Annotated in this window: 23 protein-coding genes and 1 other annotated feature; of the genes, 19 read left to right on the top strand and 4 right to left on the bottom strand. The window is 47.4% G+C overall.

Features of this window, described 5'->3' with window-relative positions; all coding sequences use genetic code 11:
- The first annotated feature begins 25 nt into the window (after positions 1-25).
- The 8 genes from BTA31_RS19525 to minD all read left to right on the top strand — a co-directional run bounded on the left by BTA31_RS19525 (position 26) and on the right by minD (position 6,611).
- Positions 26-1,060: an SPOR domain-containing protein gene (locus BTA31_RS19525; protein ID WP_076793578.1), complete on the top strand. Its 1,035-nt coding sequence runs from the start codon at positions 26-28 to the stop codon at positions 1,058-1,060.
- 153 nt (positions 1,061-1,213) lie between these two features.
- A complete protein-coding gene (locus BTA31_RS19520) occupies positions 1,214-1,786 on the top strand; it encodes a Maf family protein (protein ID WP_076793577.1) in 573 nt (190 codons plus the stop codon).
- 54 nt (positions 1,787-1,840) lie between these two features.
- Positions 1,841-2,515, top strand: coding sequence for a RadC family protein (radC, locus tag BTA31_RS19515; RefSeq protein ID WP_043925393.1), 675 nt, complete (start codon positions 1,841-1,843; stop codon positions 2,513-2,515).
- A gap of 87 nt (positions 2,516-2,602) precedes the next feature.
- Entirely contained in the window at positions 2,603-3,613 is a 1,011-nt protein-coding gene (locus tag BTA31_RS19510; protein ID WP_003184042.1) for a rod shape-determining protein, read from the top strand.
- A gap of 30 nt (positions 3,614-3,643) precedes the next feature.
- Positions 3,644-4,552 (top strand): rod shape-determining protein MreC, encoded by a 909-nt coding sequence (mreC, locus tag BTA31_RS19505; RefSeq protein ID WP_003184040.1) that lies wholly within the window; start codon positions 3,644-3,646, stop codon positions 4,550-4,552.
- Positions 4,549-5,067: a rod shape-determining protein MreD gene (mreD, locus tag BTA31_RS19500; RefSeq protein WP_043925394.1), complete on the top strand. Its 519-nt coding sequence runs from the start codon at positions 4,549-4,551 to the stop codon at positions 5,065-5,067. The genes mreC and mreD overlap by 4 nt, the downstream gene beginning before the upstream one ends.
- 54 nt (positions 5,068-5,121) lie before the next feature.
- Complete coding sequence (gene minC / locus BTA31_RS19495) at positions 5,122-5,802, top strand: septum site-determining protein MinC (protein ID WP_076793603.1); 681 nt, start codon at positions 5,122-5,124, stop codon at positions 5,800-5,802.
- Between the two features lie 2 nt (positions 5,803-5,804).
- Complete coding sequence (gene minD, locus BTA31_RS19490) at positions 5,805-6,611, top strand: septum site-determining protein MinD (RefSeq protein ID WP_043925395.1); 807 nt, start codon at positions 5,805-5,807, stop codon at positions 6,609-6,611.
- A 45-nt stretch (positions 6,612-6,656) separates the two neighbouring features.
- Here minD and BTA31_RS19485 read toward each other — a convergent pair whose 3' ends face one another.
- Both BTA31_RS19485 and BTA31_RS19480 read right to left on the bottom strand, forming a co-directional pair.
- Positions 6,657-6,980 carry an ArsR/SmtB family transcription factor gene (locus BTA31_RS19485; RefSeq protein ID WP_043925396.1) on the bottom strand — a complete coding sequence of 108 codons (324 nt, stop codon included), beginning with the start codon at positions 6,978-6,980 and terminating at the stop codon, positions 6,657-6,659.
- Positions 6,980-7,408, bottom strand: a complete 429-nt coding sequence (locus BTA31_RS19480; RefSeq protein ID WP_076793576.1) for an SRPBCC family protein — start codon at positions 7,406-7,408, stop codon at positions 6,980-6,982. The genes BTA31_RS19485 and BTA31_RS19480 overlap by 1 nt, the downstream gene beginning before the upstream one ends.
- A 146-nt stretch (positions 7,409-7,554) precedes the next feature.
- On the opposite strand from BTA31_RS19480, the gene BTA31_RS19475 reads away from it, so the two are divergent.
- From BTA31_RS19475 to pheA, 9 genes are all read left to right on the top strand, one after another.
- Complete coding sequence (locus BTA31_RS19475; RefSeq protein WP_076793575.1) at positions 7,555-8,346, top strand: M23 family metallopeptidase; 792 nt, start codon at positions 7,555-7,557, stop codon at positions 8,344-8,346.
- Positions 8,339-9,205, top strand: a complete 867-nt coding sequence (locus tag BTA31_RS19470; RefSeq protein WP_076793574.1) for a M50 family metallopeptidase — start codon at positions 8,339-8,341, stop codon at positions 9,203-9,205. The genes BTA31_RS19475 and BTA31_RS19470 overlap by 8 nt, the downstream gene beginning before the upstream one ends.
- A 73-nt stretch (positions 9,206-9,278) precedes the next feature.
- Positions 9,279-9,353: a sequence feature (ribosomal protein L21 leader region), on the top strand.
- A 12-nt stretch (positions 9,354-9,365) separates the two neighbouring features.
- The gene (gene rplU, locus BTA31_RS19465) at positions 9,366-9,674 is read left to right on the top strand and encodes a 50S ribosomal protein L21 (protein WP_035338332.1); all 309 of its coding nucleotides are present in this window, start codon (positions 9,366-9,368) and stop codon (positions 9,672-9,674) included.
- Between the two features lie 12 nt (positions 9,675-9,686).
- Positions 9,687-10,028 (top strand): ribosomal-processing cysteine protease Prp, encoded by a 342-nt coding sequence (locus tag BTA31_RS19460; RefSeq protein ID WP_043925400.1) that lies wholly within the window; start codon positions 9,687-9,689, stop codon positions 10,026-10,028.
- Positions 10,029-10,040: 12 nt separating this feature from the next.
- The gene (rpmA, locus tag BTA31_RS19455) at positions 10,041-10,322 is read left to right on the top strand and encodes a 50S ribosomal protein L27 (protein ID WP_003184023.1); all 282 of its coding nucleotides are present in this window, start codon (positions 10,041-10,043) and stop codon (positions 10,320-10,322) included.
- 225 nt (positions 10,323-10,547) lie between these two features.
- Positions 10,548-11,126, top strand: a complete 579-nt coding sequence (locus BTA31_RS19450) for a sporulation initiation phosphotransferase B (protein WP_043925401.1) — start codon at positions 10,548-10,550, stop codon at positions 11,124-11,126.
- Positions 11,127-11,159: 33 nt separating this feature from the next.
- Entirely contained in the window at positions 11,160-12,446 is a 1,287-nt protein-coding gene (gene obgE, locus BTA31_RS19445; RefSeq protein ID WP_043925402.1) for a GTPase ObgE, read from the top strand.
- Positions 12,447-12,559: 113 nt separating this feature from the next.
- Positions 12,560-13,003 (top strand): ACT domain-containing protein, encoded by a 444-nt coding sequence (locus BTA31_RS19440; RefSeq protein WP_003184018.1) that lies wholly within the window; start codon positions 12,560-12,562, stop codon positions 13,001-13,003.
- A gap of 27 nt (positions 13,004-13,030) precedes the next feature.
- Positions 13,031-13,882, top strand: coding sequence for a prephenate dehydratase (gene pheA, locus BTA31_RS19435; RefSeq protein WP_193427267.1), 852 nt, complete (start codon positions 13,031-13,033; stop codon positions 13,880-13,882).
- A 42-nt stretch (positions 13,883-13,924) separates the two neighbouring features.
- On the opposite strand, the gene BTA31_RS19430 is transcribed toward pheA, so the two are convergent.
- On the bottom strand, positions 13,925-14,467 hold the full coding sequence (locus tag BTA31_RS19430; RefSeq protein ID WP_043925404.1) for a transcription repressor NadR: 543 nt from the start codon (positions 14,465-14,467) through the stop codon (positions 13,925-13,927).
- Entirely contained in the window at positions 14,436-15,614 is a 1,179-nt protein-coding gene (locus BTA31_RS19425) for an IscS subfamily cysteine desulfurase (protein WP_076793572.1), read from the bottom strand. Before BTA31_RS19425 ends, BTA31_RS19430 begins: the two co-directional genes overlap by 32 nt.
- 100 nt (positions 15,615-15,714) lie before the next feature.
- Between BTA31_RS19425 and nadB the strand changes: the two genes are divergently transcribed.
- Both nadB and nadC read left to right on the top strand, forming a co-directional pair.
- The gene (gene nadB / locus BTA31_RS19420; protein WP_076793571.1) at positions 15,715-17,289 is read left to right on the top strand and encodes an L-aspartate oxidase; all 1,575 of its coding nucleotides are present in this window, start codon (positions 15,715-15,717) and stop codon (positions 17,287-17,289) included.
- Positions 17,270-18,109: a carboxylating nicotinate-nucleotide diphosphorylase gene (gene nadC, locus BTA31_RS19415; RefSeq protein WP_076793570.1), complete on the top strand. Its 840-nt coding sequence runs from the start codon at positions 17,270-17,272 to the stop codon at positions 18,107-18,109. Before nadB ends, nadC begins: the two co-directional genes overlap by 20 nt.
- Positions 18,110-18,121 lie beyond the last annotated feature (12 nt).

The raw sequence follows: 18,121 nt of genomic DNA, 5'->3' as shown, positions 1-18,121 counted from the left end.
AATAAACGGAAAGCGAGGGAAGCACATGAAAAAAAGGAAAAGCAAGAAAAACTCAGCTAAAAAAGCGCCCCAGGAAGACCCGCTCAAAGTGATGATCAACGGCAGAGAAGAGACCATCTACGGAAATGAAAAAGAGTTTTCCAACAGAAATGAAGAAAAGAAGTTCACCTTTTCGAACTGGGAAGAAAAGAGAAAGGCAGAACGGGAAATATCGGCTTCAAAAGAGGACGGCACACCTGAAACAAGTGAATTTACATGGACGCCTCCAGATGAAGAAGAAACCGTCTACAAAGACGATCCTAAAGTGGTGGCGCCTTATCAAAAGAAAAATGAAGCCAAAAACAACCGAAAAACGAAAACGTCCCTTACGTATCCTGTGAAGCGCTTTGCTGCGACCATTATCTTTGCTGTTTTGCTCGGCACGGGACTCGGGCTGTTTGCACTGAATCTCGCAACCCATAAAGAAGGAGTGCCGGCTTCCGGCAGCCTGGGTGCGGATGCGGAAAACGGGCAGACGGTTAAAGCCGGTGACTCCGATGCCGATGAGAAAAAGAGCGGAGAAAAAAATAGCGGACAAGCGGGAGAATCTTTTAACAGCTTTGCCGTTCAAGCCGGCAAGTTTTCATCTAAAGAAGGAGCGGAGACGCTGGCCTCTCAAATCGCAGACAAGGGGTACGCCGCCGTTTCGATTGCCAAGGACGACGGGTTTTATGTGATCGCCGGAATAACGGGTGAAAAGCAGATGACATCTGAACTTGGCAAAATATTAATCGAAAACGATTTTGAAGCGTGGGGCGGAAAAGAGCTTCCGGTTGCACTCGAGCCCGGTTTGCTTGAGCCTTTTAAAGAAGCGGCTGAGCTGTCGGCAAAAGCGATTCTCGGCGCGGAGGTCACATCTCAAAACATAGCCGATGTCAAAGCTGAACTTGACGGCGCCAAATCAAAAGGTGAATCTGAAGAGGTAAAGAAGAGTATACTAGAAGCCGTCAACCTGCTGGAGAAACCGACCGCAGCCAACGGCTGGAAGAGCCAGCAGCTATTGCTGGGTCAAATTAAATAAATAAAAAACCAGCAGACGTGCTGGTTTTTTTATTTTCGCGATTTTTGTCATTAAAAAGTTATTTTTCTGAAATTGTGGCGGCGGCGTTCTTTTGGTAGGATAAAACAGGTATCTTTTTTTCCTATGCAAAAACCTTTGAAAGGATGGCTTCTTATGACCCGACAGCTCATATTGGCTTCTCAATCACCCCGCAGAAAGGAACTCCTCGATCTCCTGCAGATTCCGTACAGCATCGTTACGAGCAACGCGGAAGAAAAATTAATTCGAAACTTTTCACCAGCAGAAAACGTCAAATGGTTGGCGGAACAAAAAGTGCGCGCAGTAGCCGAACAATATCCTGAAGCCGTCGTGCTAGGCGCCGACACCATTGTTTTTTATGACGGGGCTTATTTGGGCAAGCCCAAAGATGCCGAAGATGCAAAAAGGATGCTGAGCATGCTTTCGGGACAGACCCATTCAGTGCTCACCGGCGTCTGCATTAAGGACGGCGAGAGGTGCGAAACATTTTTTGAAGAAACCGAAGTTTCTTTTTGGCCTCTTGAAGAAAAGGAAATCAGCGCTTACATCGCTACGGGAGAACCGTTTGATAAAGCCGGTTCATACGGAATACAAGGAAAAGGCGCGCTTTTTGTCAAACAGATAAAGGGAGACTATTATACAGTTATGGGCCTTCCGATTTCGAAAACGATGAGAATGCTGAAAACGTTTGATCTCCACTCCTTTTGATGCACCGAACGAGAAGGGAATCAAAAGGGAGGGTTTATCATAAGCGATCTGCCATTGAAATTAAGGGATTTTCCTGATGAAGAAAGGCCGCGGGAGCGCCTTCTCAACACCGGCGCCGAAAGTTTGTCAAACCATGAACTGCTTGCGATACTGCTCAGGACCGGGACGAAAAAAGAATCGGTTCTTCAGCTTTCAAGCCGGCTGCTTCAAACGTTTGACGGCCTCCGTTTGTTAAAAGAAGCATCCGCTGAGGAGCTTTCAAGCATTTCCGGGATCGGCCGCGCAAAAGCCGTGCAGATTTTGGCGGCGCTTGAACTTGGCCGGCGCATTCACAGCCTGGCTTGCAAAGACCGTTATGTGATCCGTTTTCCCGAAGATGCGGCCAATTTTTTAATGGGGGATATGCGCTTTTTGTCTCAGGAGCACTTCGTATGCCTGTATCTCAACACGAAAAACCAGGTGATCCACAAGCGCACGGTTTTTATAGGAAGCTTGAACTCTTCAATCGTCCATCCGCGGGAAGTGTTTAAAGAAGCTTTAAAGCGCTCCGCAGCTTCATTCATCTGCGTCCACAATCATCCGTCCGGAGATCCGGCTCCGAGCCGCGAAGACATAGAAGTTACACAGCGCCTTCACGAGTCCGGACAGCTGCTTGGAATCGAATTGCTCGATCATATCATCATCGGTGATCAAAAATTTGTGAGCTTAAAAGAAAAAGGATATTTGTAACACTTTTTTTTTCATTAAATTAAGCTATAATAGAATTTATGGGTTTTTGCTTAGGAATATTGTTTTAAGAAAGGAAGATACATACAAATGTTTGGAATTGGTGCGAGAGACCTTGGAATAGATTTAGGAACGGCGAATACGCTTGTTTTTGTGAAAGGTAAAGGAATTGTCGTCAGGGAGCCTTCTGTCGTTGCACTGCAAACAGATACAAAACAGATCGTTGCAGTCGGAAATGATGCGAAAAACATGATCGGACGTACGCCCGGCAATGTCGTTGCCCTCCGCCCGATGAAGGATGGCGTAATCGCTGATTATGAAACAACAGCGACAATGATGAAACATTATATTAGCAAAGCTGTTAAAAACAAAGGCTTATTTGCGAGAAAGCCGTATGTCATGGTCTGTGTCCCGTCGGGAATTACGGCGGTTGAGCAGCGTGCGGTTATCGACGCCACTCGCCAGGCCGGAGCGAGAGATGCATATCCGATTGAAGAACCGTTTGCAGCCGCGATCGGTGCCAACCTTCCTGTTTGGGAGCCGACTGGAAGCATGGTGGTCGACATCGGCGGCGGAACGACCGAAGTCGCGATTATTTCCCTCGGTGGCATCGTTACCTCCCAGTCTATCCGCGTTGCCGGAGATGAAATGGATGAAGCAATCATTACTTATATTAGAAAAACATATAACTTGATGATCGGTGACCGTACAGCGGAAGCGATCAAACTTGAAATCGGTTCTGCCGAAGCTTCTGAAAACGGAGAAAGCATGGAAATCCGCGGCCGCGACCTTTTAACAGGTCTGCCGAAAACGATTGAAATCACTGAAAAAGAAATTACAGCGGCGCTTCGCGACACTGTGACTGCAATTGTCGATGCCGTGAAAAATACGCTTGAAAAAACTCCGCCTGAACTCGCGGCTGATATTATGGACCGCGGAATCGTCCTGACGGGAGGCGGTGCACTGCTGCGCCACCTGGACAAAGTCATCAGCGAAGAAACGAAAATGCCGGTTTTAATTGCGGAAGACCCTCTTGACTGTGTAGCGATCGGAACAGGTAAAGCTCTCGAGCAAATTCATCTATTTAAAGGCAAAAATTAAGGACACAGGGAATAGAAGAGGTGTATAATCATGCCGCAGTTTTTTACGAATAAACGGTTGATGCTTTTACTCCTTTGTATCATCATTTTAGTGGCAATGATTGGATTTTCGTTAAAGAATGACCGGAATGCAACTTGGCCCGAAAAATTTATTGGCGATACAACAGGTGTATTCCAGACGATTTTTCATACGCCCGCTCAATTTTTTGCGGGTTTCTTTGAAAATATCGAAGACTTAAAAAATACGTACAGCGAAAATGAGCGCCTGCGGAAAAAGCTCGACGGCCAGACGCAATACGAGGCAAAGCTGCAAGAGCTTGAAAATGAAAATAAGTCTTTAAGAAAAGAGCTCGGCCATTTGAAATCGATTAAAGATTACACGCCGATTCTGGCGACCGTTATCGCCAGAAATCCTGATAAGTATGAGTGGTGGAACCTGATCACGATTAACAAAGGTTCTAAGCACGGCGTTGAAAAGGATATGGCGGTCACAGATGAAAACGGCAACTTGATCGGAAAAATCAAAAGCACAAAAGTGAACAATTTCACTTCCACCGTCCAGCTTTTAAGCGCAACAGACAGAAACAACAGAATTTCTACGGTTATCGCTGCAGATAAAGGCAAGAAAACGGTGAACGGAATCATCAATGGCTACGACTCCGATAAAAAGGCGCTTTCCATGGAAATCATTGAGCCTGATGAAGACAGGGAAGTGAAAAAAGGAGACCTCGTCGAAACTTCCGGTGCGGGCGGCGTTTTTCCGAAAGGCCTGACGATCGGAAAAGTGACAGAGGTTGAACCCGATTCCTACGGCTTGACGAAAATCGCTTATGTAGAGCCGGCAGCCGATATGTATAACCTTGATAACGTCATCGTCGTCGACAGAACGCTTGATACGGTGGATGTCGACAAGATGGACGATGAGGAGGAAGGCTCGTGAAACGCTTCCTTCTTCCCGTCGTCATGATGTTTGTTTTAGTATCTGACAGCGTCTATGCGGATTTTGTCAACTTGCCTTTTGTGACGGAAGAACAGCAGCTCATTCCGCGTTTTCTGCTGCTTGTCTTAGTTTTTATGACGGCTTATGTCAATCAGCCTTTTGCCATTACATATGGATTTATTTTCGGACTGTTATATGATATTAATTACACCGACCTTTTAGGTGTATATATGTTCGGTTTTGCCGGTATTTGCTATTTATCGTCAAAAGCGTTCAAAGTATTGCAGACAAACGCGCTGGTCGTCATTTTTATTGCGCTGCTCGCCGTTTGTGTTCTTGAATTCTACCAATATGGCGTGCAGATGCTGATACGTCCGGAAATCATGCCGTTCCATCAATTTGTGCTCGGCAGGCTCCTGCCCACGCTTGCGCTGAACGCCGTTGGCGGCCTTTTGCTCATTTACCCGTTCAAATGGTTTTTTACCAGTCTTAAGAAAGAGCTGAGGAATGAGTAAAAAGAGGATTTTATGAGCCGATGTCGAAAAGAGTATGATGTTGAGGTGAACACCGTGAAGACCCAAAAGCAGCAATACGTAACAATTAAAGGAACGAAAAATGGATTGACGCTTCATCTTGATGACACATGCTCTTTTGAAGAATTATTGTACGGTCTTCAGGATATGCTGTCACTCGAACATTATATGGATGGAAAAGGCCAGAAAATCAGTGTTCTCGTTAAGCTCGGCCACCGTTATGTGACCGAGGAGCAAGAACAGATCCTGACCGATGTGATCACTGAGAAACAAAATCTGTTCATCCACTCCATTGAAAGTGAAGTCATGACCAAAGATGAAGCAAACCGCTTAAAGGCGGAAAGCGAAATTATTTCTGTCGCTAAAATTGTCCGCTCAGGGCAAGTCCTCGAAACGGAGGGTGATTTGCTTCTCATTGGGGATGTGAATCCGGGAGGAATGGTGAAAGCCGGAGGGAATATTTTCATCCTCGGCTCATTAAGAGGGATTGCCCACGCCGGTTTTAATGGAAATAAACGAGCTGTTATTGCGGCTTCGGATATGAGACCGACTCAATTGCGTATCAATCATGTGCTCAATCGCTCCCCAGACAACATCCAAGAAGGGAACGACATGGAATGTGCTTATTTAGATGAAAATGAGAATATGGTCATTGACCGCCTTCAGCAATTAGCTCATTTAAGACCTAGTTTAACAAGGCTTGAGGGAGGAATGTAAAATTGGGTGAAGCTATCGTAGTAACCTCGGGGAAAGGCGGAGTAGGCAAAACGACGACATCCGCAAATCTTGGCACCGCCTTGGCCATTTTGGGGAAACGGGTATGTCTCGTTGACACGGATATCGGCCTGCGCAATCTTGATGTCGTCATGGGCCTTGAAAATAGAATCATATATGATTTGGTGGATGTCGTTGAGGAACGGTGCAAAATCCATCAGGCGCTTGTAAAAGATAAGCGCTTCGATGATTTGCTTTATTTGCTGCCGGCCGCCCAGACAAGCGATAAGTCGGCTGTTTTGCCCGAACAGATGGTCAAGCTGATCCAGCAGCTCAAACAAGACTTCGACTACATTGTCATTGACTGCCCTGCAGGGATTGAGCAAGGTTATAAAAATGCGGTCTCAGGCGCAGACAAAGCGATTGTCGTGACAACACCGGAAATCTCCGCTGTTCGTGACGCTGACCGGATCATCGGCCTGCTTGAAAAAGAAGAAAATATTGAGCCGCCGAGACTTGTCGTCAACCGGATCCGCAACCACTTAATGAAAAACGGCGATACGCTGGATGTTGATGAAGTCATTCAGCACTTGTCGATCGAACTGATCGGTATTGTTGCGGATGATGACGAAGTGATTAAAGCTTCCAATAACGGGGAGCCTGTCGTCATGGATCCGAACAATAAAGCTTCAATCGCATACCGGAACATCGCCCGCCGCGTGCTGGGCGAATCTGTGCCTTTACAGTCGTTTGAAGAAGAAAATAAAGGCGTTTTCGCAAAGATTAAATCATTTTTCGGCGTACGCGCTTAGCTGCAAAAAAGCAATCTCCAAAGCGAGATTGCTTTTTTCGCAGTTTCATTGATCGTTTTCGACTTTATGCTTTAACAAGGAAAGCTTATTGTCCCAATACATATCGAAGTAGGCGAGCCACTGCTGCAGCTCGGCGAGAGGTTCGGGATGAAGCCTGTACAGTTTTTCTCTGCCCGCTTTTCTCCCGCTGACAAGCCCGGCTTCGGACAAAATTCTTAGATGCTTTGAAACAGCCGTCCGGCTCATCGGGAAATGGCTGCTGATATCTGTTACAGGCAATTCCCTGCCGGCGAGGAGCTTCAGCATCTTTCGCCGGGAGGGATCGGAAACAGCTTGGAACACATCATGTTTTACAGCGGATGATGTCACTAGCCTTCAACTGCCTGACGCAGCTTTTGATTGACGATCGTTTCCCAGCCGCCATTCATCCGATTGCGGACATCCGCTTGCTTTTCTCCCGCTTTTGAAACCGTTTCTTCCGGCGCGCCCCATCCTGAATGAATGAGGGTAAATTCGGTTTTTTCTGCAGATAGCTCTTTCAATTCAAATGTGACGATCCATCCCGACGTATCCCAGCTGAAAGCGAGTCGGTGCGGCGCTTCAAGCTCGATCACTTTGCACGGCGAGGGGCCGAACGGAGACTGCAGGGTGAATTCACAGCCGATCTCCGGACGGAAATCATTTGGCATAAACCAGGCGGCGATGCCTTCACTGGTGGCGACGGCCTCCCACACTTTTTCTATCGACGCGTGAAAAACAGCCTGTTTATGTATATCAGGCACTTGTTGATTGCTCATAATAGACCTCCTAGATAAAAAGTAAAACCAAATGGTTTCCTATCTATTATATGAAACCATTTGGTTTTATGTCAATGTTCCGTCATAATCTCCTGGGACAAGGCATATCATTGAACAAATGAACCTGAATGTAAAGGATGAGGGTTATGAGTCATAGAGCAGATGAGATTCGAAAAAGAATGGCCAGGAAAAGAAAGCGGAAGACGCCGGACAAACAGCCCTTTTCGTCAGATGGCAAAAAGCGGCCGATCAAGCCGCCTGCATGGACAGCCTTTTCGGAAGATGAAAAGGGAGGAGACTTCTCTCCGCCTGAAGGAAGCTCCCTGCTGATAAACGGGAAACACCCGCTTGTCAAGGCGGATGCGCTCATCATGAAATGTCTTCTGTCGGCATGCCTTGTTCTTGTGTCCGCCATTTCCTACAAAGGCCAGTTTGAACCCGCAAACCAAATCAAACCGGTCATCAGCCAGGTGTTTACTGAAGAGTTCCAATTTGCGGCCCTCCAGAATTGGTATGAATCCAAGTTCGGCGATCCCCTCGCATTCTTTCAATCGAAAGGCGCCAAACCGTCCGGCCAGGTCGAGGTGAATCAGGATCTCGCTGTACCTGCCATGGGAAAGGTTCAGGAGAAATTCTCAGGCCAGGGCATTAAGGTAGAAACAGAAGACGAAACGATCCGCAGCATGAAGGAAGGCTATGTCATTGAAGTGGACAAAAATCCGGAAACAGGCCTGACGGTGGTCTTGCAGCATGCGGACAACAGCTATACCTACTACGGCCAGCTGAAAAAAGCGGATGTCGCTTTATACGATTTTATAGATAAAGGAACGAAGCTCGGGACGATTGAGCAGGATAAAAATCAAAAAGGCGTCTATTACTTTGCGATCAAACAAGGAGAGGAATTTGTCGACCCGATACAGGTGATCACATTTGAATAAATGGACGGAGCTCTTCACCAAGCTTCACATTCATCCGCTGCTGTGGCTTGTCATGGCAATCGGTATCATGACAGGACATATTAAAGCGCTGTTTTGTTTAATGATCATTATTTTAATCCACGAGCTTGGCCACGCTGCTGCTGCCGTTTATTTTTCATGGAGAATTAAAGGCATTTTTCTGCTGCCTTTTGGAGGAACGCTGGAAGTCGATGAACACGGCAACAGACCGTTAAAGGAAGAGCTGGCCGTCATCGCCGCAGGGCCAGTTCAGCACATTTGGCTTCAATTTGCTGCCTGGCTTTTGGCTGTCAATTCGCTCGTCAGCCCTCATATATTTGAAACGTTTACTTTTTACAATCTGACCATTCTCTTGATTAATCTGTTTCCGGTTTGGCCGCTTGATGGCGGGAAGCTGCTGTTTCTGTTATTTTCAAAACACCTTCCATATCAGAAAGCGCAGCGGATGATGCTGGCTGTGTCGTGTTTTTGCTGCGCTGTTCTAATCGCGGTGATTTTATTGATTTCCCCATCACAGCTGAGCGCTTGGGTGCTCCTCGTATTTTTGGCTGCATCCCTTTACCAGGAATATCGCAATCGGCATTACACCCATATCCGCTTTTTGCTTGAGCGCTACTATGGAAAGGAGAGGGAAGTGCGACGCCTCGCACCGATCACGGTGTGCGCCGAAGAGCAGATTTATGAGGTTATGCTCATGTTTAAGAGGGGTTGCAAACACCCGATCATTATTGAGAAGGACGGACAAAAACTGAGCCAGCTGGATGAAAATGAAGTTCTCCACGCTTATTTTACAGACAAGCGCACGACTTCCTCAATGGAAGATCTGCTTTTGGTTTATTGACCGTCCATCCTTCTAAAAGACATTGACACTGGGGCTCTTTTCTGGTATATTTTTTAATGTTATGGATGTAGCACCCGTGCTACAACCGCTCAGCACAGGTGTTAAGTGCTTTCTTAGCCCCCTGTGACTGGCGAGTCTTAGTTTATTAGGAGGTGCAGAGATGTACGCAATTATTCAAACAGGCGGAAAACAAATCAAAGTTGAAGAAGGCCAAACTGTATACGTCGAAAAGCTTACTGCTGAAGCCGGCGAAACAGTTACTTTTGACAACGTATTGTTTGTCGGCGGTGAAAATGTTAAAGTTGGCAGCCCTACGGTTGAAGGTGCTACGGTAACAGGCAAAGTTGAAAAACAAGGCCGCGCTAAAAAAATTACCGTATTTAAGTACAAACCGAAGAAAAACCAACATAAAAAACAAGGTCATCGTCAACCTTACACTAAAGTTGTAATCGAAAAAATTAACGCTTAAGGCGTGTATGATATGATTCATGCAAAGGTTACCAGATCCCGATCGAACAAAGACATCTTAGGCTTTGAAATGTCGGGACATGCGAATTTTGCTGAACATGGTCAGGATCTCGTTTGTGCAGGGGCATCGGCGGTCGCCTTTGGAGCCGTCAATGCCGTAATGAAGCTGACGGGCATTGAGCCGGTCATTGACCTCGGGGAAGACGGCGGATTTTTATCTTTCGGATTCCCGGACGGTACGGATCGGGAGGCTTTTGAAAAGGCGCAGCTCCTTCTCGAAGGCATGATCGTCTCCCTTGAAACGATCGAACGAGACTACAAAGGTTACTTAAAAGTAACGACGAACAAAATATAGGAGGTGAGCTACATGCTAAGATTAGATCTTCAATTTTTTGCATCTAAAAAAGGAGTAGGTTCAACGAAAAACGGACGTGACTCTGAGGCGAAGCGCCTAGGTGCTAAACGTGCAGACGGTCAATTCGTATCTGGCGGTTCCATCCTTTATCGTCAGCGCGGAACAAAAATCTATCCAGGTGAAAACGTTGGGCGCGGCGGAGATGACACTCTATATGCAAAAGTCGACGGAACTGTTAAATTCGAACGTTTCGGCCGTAACCGCAAAAAAGTGAGCGTATATCCTGTAGCCTAACCTTTAAACGAAACTCCGGTCGTTCTGACCGGAGTTTTTTACATACAGCACCATGATTTGCTTAAAACACCTTCCTGCCGCCTGAACAAGGCCGGGTTTCCGCTCTGATTCTGCTTCGTTAAAGCGTATAAACGTGTTTCATTTATACTGCCTTCTCTGTTATAATTCAAAGTACAAACTGAATCAGACTCCTAAAAGAGAGAACAAACGATTGGGAGTGCCAAAATGGAAGAAACTTCGAAAAAACAAGAAAAGAATATGGACGATAAGGCTTTGACACATGAGCTTATCCATCTGCTCAGCCACTCAAGGCACGACTGGATGAATAAACTGCAATTGATTAAAGGAAACTTAACATTAAAAAAGTATGACCGCGTATTTGAAATTATTGATGAAGTGGTCATCGAAGCTCAGCATGAATCAAAGCTTTCAAACCTTAAAATCCCGCGTGCGGCGTATGAGCTGCTTACATTTAACTGGATGGCCCATTCGCTGACGCTTGAGTATGAGGTGATCGGTCAGGTCAGGGATTTGTCAGCTTATGAAGAGAAGCTCGTCGTTCTCGTCAGAAAGCTGTTTGGGATTTTTGACGATGCCGTTTTGAAAGGCAGCGACAATCATCTGACGATCACGCTGCAGACGGACGGTCCGGACGACCGCCTCGTCATCTTTTTGGATTTCCACGGCGTATTCACAAAGCTGACCGGTATCAAAGATTTTCATCATTCACTGGCCGACTTTTATGAAGTCAAGCGGTTTGATGTAACAGACCGTGAATGCATCGCCGAAATTCATATCAAGTAATGCGGTTTTTTTAGGAATAGAACGGAGGACATTATGTTTGTTGATCAGGTAAAAATATACGTAAAAGGCGGAGACGGAGGCAACGGTATGGTTGCTTTCCGCCGCGAAAAATATGTGCCAAAAGGAGGCCCTGCCGGAGGTGACGGCGGAAAAGGCGGAGACGTCGTTTTCAAAGTTGACGAAGGTCTCAGCACGCTGATGGATTTTAGATATCAAAGACACTTTAAGGCGGTGCGCGGAGAACACGGCATGTCTAAAAACCAGCACGGCCGAAATGCCGAAGACATGGTTGTAAAAGTCCCGCCTGGCACGGTTGTCATTGACGATGATACAAAACAGGTCATCGCTGATCTAACGGAGCACGGACAGGAAGCCGTCATCGCAAAAGGCGGACGCGGCGGACGGGGCAATACCCGTTTTGCGACGCCTGCCAACCCGGCGCCGCAGCTTTCTGAAAACGGCGAACCCGGCAAGGAGCGCTATATCGTTCTCGAGCTGAAAGTTTTGGCCGATGTCGGTCTTGTCGGTTTCCCAAGCGTTGGAAAATCAACGCTCCTGTCTGTCGTGTCTTCGGCCAAGCCGAAAATTGCCGATTACCACTTTACAACGCTGAATCCGAATCTCGGAATGGTCGAAACGGAAGACGGACGCAGCTTTGTCATGGCGGATCTTCCGGGACTGATTGAGGGGGCGCACGAAGGAGTTGGCCTCGGACACCAATTCCTCAGGCATATCGAAAGAACGCGCGTCATCGTCCACGTGATTGACATGTCGGGTCTTGAAGGGCGCGACCCGTATGAAGATTATGTGACCATCAATAAAGAGCTTGAACAGTATAATCTGAGGCTGACAGAACGTCCTCAAATTATTGTCGCCAATAAAATGGATATGCCGGATGCGGAAGAAAATCTGAAGGCTTTCAAAGAAAAGCTTACAGATGATTATCCTGTTTTTCCAATCAGCGCGGTGACCAGACAAGGCTTGAGGGATCTGCTGTTTGAAATTGCCGACCGTTTGGAAACGACGCCGGAATTCCCGCTCTATGATGAGGAAGACATGGCTGAAAACAGAGTCATGTATAAGCTTGAGGATGAGGAAGCGCCGTTTGAAATCAGCCGTGATCCTGACGGCACCTTCGTGCTCAGCGGAGCCAAGCTTGAACGCTTATTTAAAATGACGGATTTTTCAAGAGACGAGTCTGTTAAGCGTTTTGCCAGACAGCTTCGCGGAATGGGCGTTGATGATGCGCTTCGGGCCCGCGGTGCAAAAGACGGCGATACGATCCGTCTTCTCGAATTTGAATTTGAATTTATCGACTGATCATACCGGAGAGTTTGCCAAGCAAGCTCTCCGACTTTTAGCTGAAAGGAATACCTTTCCTTTCGCCGGATTAATGCAAAGGAATCAGGGTTTTTAAAAGGAGAGAAAAGTCTGTGAAAGAGGAGACCTTTTATCTTGTCAGGGAAGACGTGCTGCCGGAGGCAATGCGGAAAACACTTGAGGTCAAAAAGCTGATTGAGCGGAAAAAAGCGGAATCTGTAGCTGAAGCCGTCCAAAAGGTAGATTTGAGCCGAAGCGCTTTTTACAAGTACAGAGATGCGGTTTTTCCTTTTTATACGATGGTCAAGGAACAGATTATCACGCTTTTTTTTCATTTGGAGGACCGCTCGGGAACGCTGTCCCATCTGCTGCAAGTGGTAGCTGAATCGGGCTGCAATGTGCTGTCGATCCACCAGACCATCCCTCTTCAAGGAAGAGCGAATGTGACGCTGTCTGTCAGTACGAGAGGAATGGATGAGAATATCGATTTGCTGATGAACAAATTAAGAAAGCTGGAATTCGTAGAAAAGGTCGAAATACTAGGTTCAGGCGCTTAAAGGGAGAGAATGTCATATATCATGAGTATGAGAGTAGGTTATTTAGGTCCAGAAGCAACTTTTACGCACCTTGCCGTCTGCTCCTGCTTTTCAGATGCAGACCAGCAAGCATTTAACACGATACCCGCCTGTATGGATGCGGCGATGAACGGGGAGATCGATCTGGCTGTCGTCCCGCTTGAAAATGCGATTGAAGGATCGGTGAATCTGACAATAGACTACTTAATTCACGAACAGCCTCTTTATATTGTCGGAGAAATCACCGCTCCCATCCGTCAGCATTTGCTTGTGCATCCTACAAGAAAAGAGGCTTGGGAAGACATTCAGAAGGTTTATTCCCATTCCCATGCCATCGCGCAATGCCATAAATTTTTGCACAGCAGATTTCGCTCCATTCCGTTTGAATATGCGACTTCCACCGGAGCAGCTGCAAAATACGTGAGCGAAAATCCGGACAAGAACATCGGCGTGATCGCCAATGAAATGGCAGCCGATACGTATGGATTAGACATCGTCAAAAGAGATGTGCATGACTATGAATACAATCACACGAGATTTGTGATGCTTCATCCGGATCATGAGGCATCCCCGCCGGTCAATCCTCAGCTGAAGGGAAGGCCGAAAACGACTTTGCTGGTGACGCTCCCTTCGGACAGATCGGGGGCTCTCCACCAGGTGTTGTCGGCTTTTGCCTGGAGAAATTTGAATCTTTCTAAAATTGAATCGCGGCCGACAAAAACCGGTCTCGGCAATTATTTCTTCATTATTGATATTGAAATGGCACTGGACGACGTGCTGATTCCAGGTGCAATAGCTGAGCTTGAAGCTTTGGGCTGCAAGGTGAAAATGCTCGGAGCCTATAATGCATATACACTATAAAAGAAAGGTCCTTTGCGTTGATAACGGCAAAGGACCTTTTCTTTATTCGGGAATGAGGATGCCCGCTTTTTGCAGGGCGTCACAAGCTTGTTCGATCTTCTCTTCGTCATCTGCCTCCAATGTGTGCAGATGGATGCCGTTTGTCAGTTGAGACAGATAAGCGGCGTTTGTCGAAGAGATTTTTTTGACAAAATCCGAGACTTCTTTTCTTGTGCTGACCCTGATCGAAGCTGTTAAGTCGCCGTAGACCGGATGTTCAATCGTTACATCTTTCACCGTTACGCCAAAGTCGACGATCAGATTCAGTTCTTCTTCTGTTTTTTCCGGCTCGTGGTCACAGGCGATGATCCGCTGAACCGGCTGGTTTTTGCCGAGGGCCGACCGCAAATACATGTATCCTTGGCTTGTTGCGATGATCGGTTCGTTTTTTGCTTTTAATAAAGAAATGTCCTGTACGATGACCTGCCGTGAAACAGATGCTTTTTTCGCCAGTTCGCTTCCTGTCAGCGGAGCCTCAGACTCCTTCAGCCACGCCAGCAGCTGCTGGCGCCGCTCAGCTCCCGTAAGTTTTAATCCGTCTGTCAATCCGATGGTCTCCTTTCTCATGCATCATATCTTCAAAAACGTCCAACAGCTGATCAACATGTTCGCTTGTCGTATCGCATCCGAACGAAATTCGAATGAATTGAAGCGCGAGCTCCCTTGGGATCAAAAGGGCTTTCATCGTATTCGAAGGTTCATGATAGCCCGCAGAACACGCGCTTCCGGTAGAAATGCAAATTCCTCTCCGATTACATTCCAGCATAGTATATTGTCCTTCAAAGGAATGAAAAAAACAACCTATAATATGCGGCAGAACATGAGAATTTGCCGAATCGGGCACAGCAAGGGAGACGGGAAGCTTCCGGGTTTTTGCCCCTTCCAGAAAACGGGCGCGCAGCTCCTGATATTTGAGATACACGGCATCCATACGGTTTATTGTCGACTCGGCAGCGGTAATGAAAGCACCGATTCCGGGGACATTGACGGTGCCGCTCTTAAATCCGTTTTCATGCAAAGTGCCCGGGTAGACGGGTTTCCAGTTCACACCCGGCCGAATATAGACAGCCCCAACTCCTTTTGGGCCGTATACTTTATGGCTTGAGACAGATAAGGCATCAGCGCCGAGCTCATCAACGCCGACCGGAATCTTGGCAAATGTCTGTACGCAGTCGCTGTGCAGGAGTACGTCCCGCTTATGCAGATAAGCCGAGAGCTTTGCCAGGGGCTGGATGACGCCTGTTTCTGAATTGGCATGCTGAATCGAGACGAGACCTGTATCAGGGCGGAGGTGCCGTTCCAGTATCTCCGTTGTGATGATGCCTGAAGCATTCGGCTTCATCAAGTCGACTGCAAACCCCAGCATCTCAAGATGCTGTTTCAAAATGTGAATCGACTGATGTTCCATTTCTGCCATTAAAAAGCGCTGCTTCCCGGCGGGGAGTCCATTTAAGATCGAGTGAATCGCCAAAAAATTGGCTTCGGTGCCGCCGCTCGTAAAATAAACGCCTTCTTCTTTACCTGATAAAAGTTCTGCCATCCTTTGGCGGCAGTAACGCAGAATACTTTCGGCTTTCCCTCCCGCATCGTGCAGACTGCTCGAATTTCCGTACACGTCTGTGTTCAGTTTTTGAAACGCGTCCAAGGCTTCCTTTGACGCCGGTGTCGTCGCTGCATAATCAAGATAAATCACGGCTCTCGTCTCCCATTCTCTATAAAAAATACTTGAGTTTATTGTATCGATGTGTAAATATAGGTGTCAAGACACATGTAAATTTACAGGAGGAGTCGACATGTCTCATCAGACGATTATTGTTGTCGGAGCGGGTGCCGCTGCGTTGTCTTTTGCTGCATCCATTCCGCCGTCTTATGAAGTGATTGTGATGACAAAAGCATCTGTAAAAGACAGCAATTCAGCCCTCGCTCAGGGAGGAATTGCATCGGCTGTATCGCCTCGCGATTCCTGGTCACTTCATGCGGATGACACGTTGTATGCCGGATGCGGTCACAATCAAATCGAAACGGTCCAAGATGCCATTAAGGACGGACAGCGCCTTGTTGATGAGCTGATCCTGCAGCATTTCCCTTTCGATACTCACGAATCAGGAAAGCTCAGCCTCGGAAAAGAAGGCGCGCATTCGATGAACAGAATTTTACATGCCGGGGGAGACGCAACAGGACAGGCGCTGATCCGCCACTTAATCGGACGGCTCGGTCCTCACGTCGTGCTGAAAGAATACGAAACGGCGGCGGATTTATGGATTGAAGACGGACGCTGTTGTGGCGTCTGGACGAAAGACCGCCAGGGAAAGACCCTTCTCAGGAAAGCCGACTTTGTTGTGCTGGCGGCAGGAGGTTGCGGAAATCTATTTCAAATCAACACGAATAACCGTTCTGTGACAAGCGATGCGATTTCTTTGGCGTATCGGGCGGGAGCCGAGCTCACAGATTTGGAATTCGTTCAATTTCATCCTACATTGCTCGTCAAAGACGGGCGTGCACACGGGCTTGTTTCAGAAGCGGTGCGCGGTGAAGGTGCTGTATTGATCGATGAAAGCGGAAAGCGGGTGATGGAAGGCATTCACCCCTTGCAGGATTTAGCGCCGCGAGACATCGTATCTCGTGCGATTCACGAAAAGCTTGCCTGCGGAAGCAGCGTATTTTTGGATATTTCCCGTATACCAGACTTTAAAAGCCGCTTCCCTACGATTTCCTCTCTATGCGAAAAAGCCGGAATTTCCATTGAAGAAGGCCGGATTCCGGTTTCACCGGGCATGCATTTTTTAATGGGGGGCGTTTCTGTGAACAAATGGGGGGAAACGGCCGTTCCTAACCTTTATGTGATCGGGGAAGCCGCATGCTCCGGGTTTCACGGTGCCAACCGTCTGGCAAGCAATTCTCTCTTGGAATGCATCGTCTTCGGAAGGAGAGCGGCGGATCGGATTCAGGTTTGTCAAAAACCGGAGCCTGTCAAAGGCCGATCTCCTCAGCCTGAGGATGTGACGTTTTCTGTACCTCTGACAGATGTGAAGGATATTCAGAAACAAATGACGGATCATGCATCGATCGTGCGAACGGAGGATGAATTGACGAAGGTGAAAGAATGGCTTGAGCGATTGCCGGTTCAAATCGTAAATGTGAAAGAAATCACAAAAGAACAGCTTGAATTAGCTCATTTATGGCAGACTGCCAAACAGTTGACGGCCTCGGCACTGCTTCGTACAGAAAGCAGAGGCGGCCATTACCGTTCAGATTGCCCGGTGCCTGATGATAAAAACTGGCATGGCAAGCAAATCGTTCATACAAAAGGCGGGATCAAGATGAGACAAAACGAAGGGATTGTGAAATATGCAGCGGTTCATACTTAGGAACATGCTTGAGGAATTTTTCAAGGAAGATATCGGCTGGGGGGATCTCACTTCAGAAGCCGTTTTTGATGACAATCAGCAATGTGAAGCTGTCATCACAGCAAAGGATGACGGCTGGTTTGCAGGGGAATTAGTGATTCTGGAAGGCTTTCGGCTGCTTGATGAAACGATCGCCGTCGACATGCTGAAAACAGATGGCGAAGCTGTTCGTAAAGGGGAAACGATCGCACGGCTCAAAGGTCGTGCAGCTTCTCTCATGACCGGCGAACGGGTCGTGCTGAATCTCATCCAAAGAATGTCGGGGATCGCCACATTAACAAAGCAATCCGTCATCAGGCTGAATGATCCTGATATCGCGATTTGCGATACGAGAAAGACGACCCCGGGCCTGCGCATCCTTGAAAAATACGCGGTCAAAACCGGCGGGGGCTGCAATCACCGCTTTGGCTTGGACGGCGGCATTATGATTAAAGATAACCACATTGCCGCCTGCGGATCGATTTCAAAAGCCGTTGAAAAAGCACGGTCAGCGTGCGGCCATATGGTCAAGATCGAAGTGGAGATTGAGTCTGAACAAGAACTCCATGAAGCGATTGCGGCTGGAGCCGATATCATTATGTTTGACAATTGCCCGCCTGAAACGGTGAAAGCATTTGCGGAAATGACACCCGCCGGCATTACGACAGAAGCTTCAGGCGGAATTTCATTTGAAAATCTCCCCGCATACAGGGGGACAGGAGTGCATTGTATTTCATTGGGCTACTTGACTCATTCGGCGAAAAGCCTTGATATCAGCATGAATGTTGATCTGAAAAAATAAGCGGGATTGGAG

Origin of the sequence: Bacillus haynesii (genome assembly GCF_001969855.1) — a bacterium.
Taxonomy (GTDB): domain Bacteria; phylum Bacillota; class Bacilli; order Bacillales; family Bacillaceae; genus Bacillus; species Bacillus haynesii.
This window is presented reverse-complemented; position numbering and strand designations above follow the sequence as displayed.

Bases quoted from the DNA above. Each gene is read 5' to 3' on its own strand.
- BTA31_RS19525 (WP_076793578.1), top strand. From the start codon at position 26: ATGAAAAAAAGGAAAAGCAAGAAAAACTCAGCTAAAAAAGCGCCCCAG.
- BTA31_RS19520 (WP_076793577.1), top strand. From the start codon at position 1,214: ATGACCCGACAGCTCATATTGGCTTCTCAATCACCCCGCAGAAAGGAA.
- BTA31_RS19510 (WP_003184042.1), top strand. From the start codon at position 2,603: ATGTTTGGAATTGGTGCGAGAGACCTTGGAATAGATTTAGGAACGGCG.
- mreC (WP_003184040.1), top strand. From the start codon at position 3,644: ATGCCGCAGTTTTTTACGAATAAACGGTTGATGCTTTTACTCCTTTGT.
- BTA31_RS19480 (WP_076793576.1), bottom strand. From the start codon at position 7,408: ATGAGCAATCAACAAGTGCCTGATATACATAAACAGGCTGTTTTTCAC.
- BTA31_RS19475 (WP_076793575.1), top strand. From the start codon at position 7,555: ATGAGTCATAGAGCAGATGAGATTCGAAAAAGAATGGCCAGGAAAAGA.
- rplU (WP_035338332.1), top strand. From the start codon at position 9,366: ATGTACGCAATTATTCAAACAGGCGGAAAACAAATCAAAGTTGAAGAA.
- BTA31_RS19460 (WP_043925400.1), top strand. From the start codon at position 9,687: ATGATTCATGCAAAGGTTACCAGATCCCGATCGAACAAAGACATCTTA.
- rpmA (WP_003184023.1), top strand. From the start codon at position 10,041: ATGCTAAGATTAGATCTTCAATTTTTTGCATCTAAAAAAGGAGTAGGT.
- BTA31_RS19450 (WP_043925401.1), top strand. From the start codon at position 10,548: ATGGAAGAAACTTCGAAAAAACAAGAAAAGAATATGGACGATAAGGCT.
- obgE (WP_043925402.1), top strand. From the start codon at position 11,160: ATGTTTGTTGATCAGGTAAAAATATACGTAAAAGGCGGAGACGGAGGC.
- pheA (WP_193427267.1), top strand. From the start codon at position 13,031: ATGAGAGTAGGTTATTTAGGTCCAGAAGCAACTTTTACGCACCTTGCC.
- nadB (WP_076793571.1), top strand. From the start codon at position 15,715: ATGTCTCATCAGACGATTATTGTTGTCGGAGCGGGTGCCGCTGCGTTG.
- nadC (WP_076793570.1), top strand. From the start codon at position 17,270: ATGCAGCGGTTCATACTTAGGAACATGCTTGAGGAATTTTTCAAGGAA.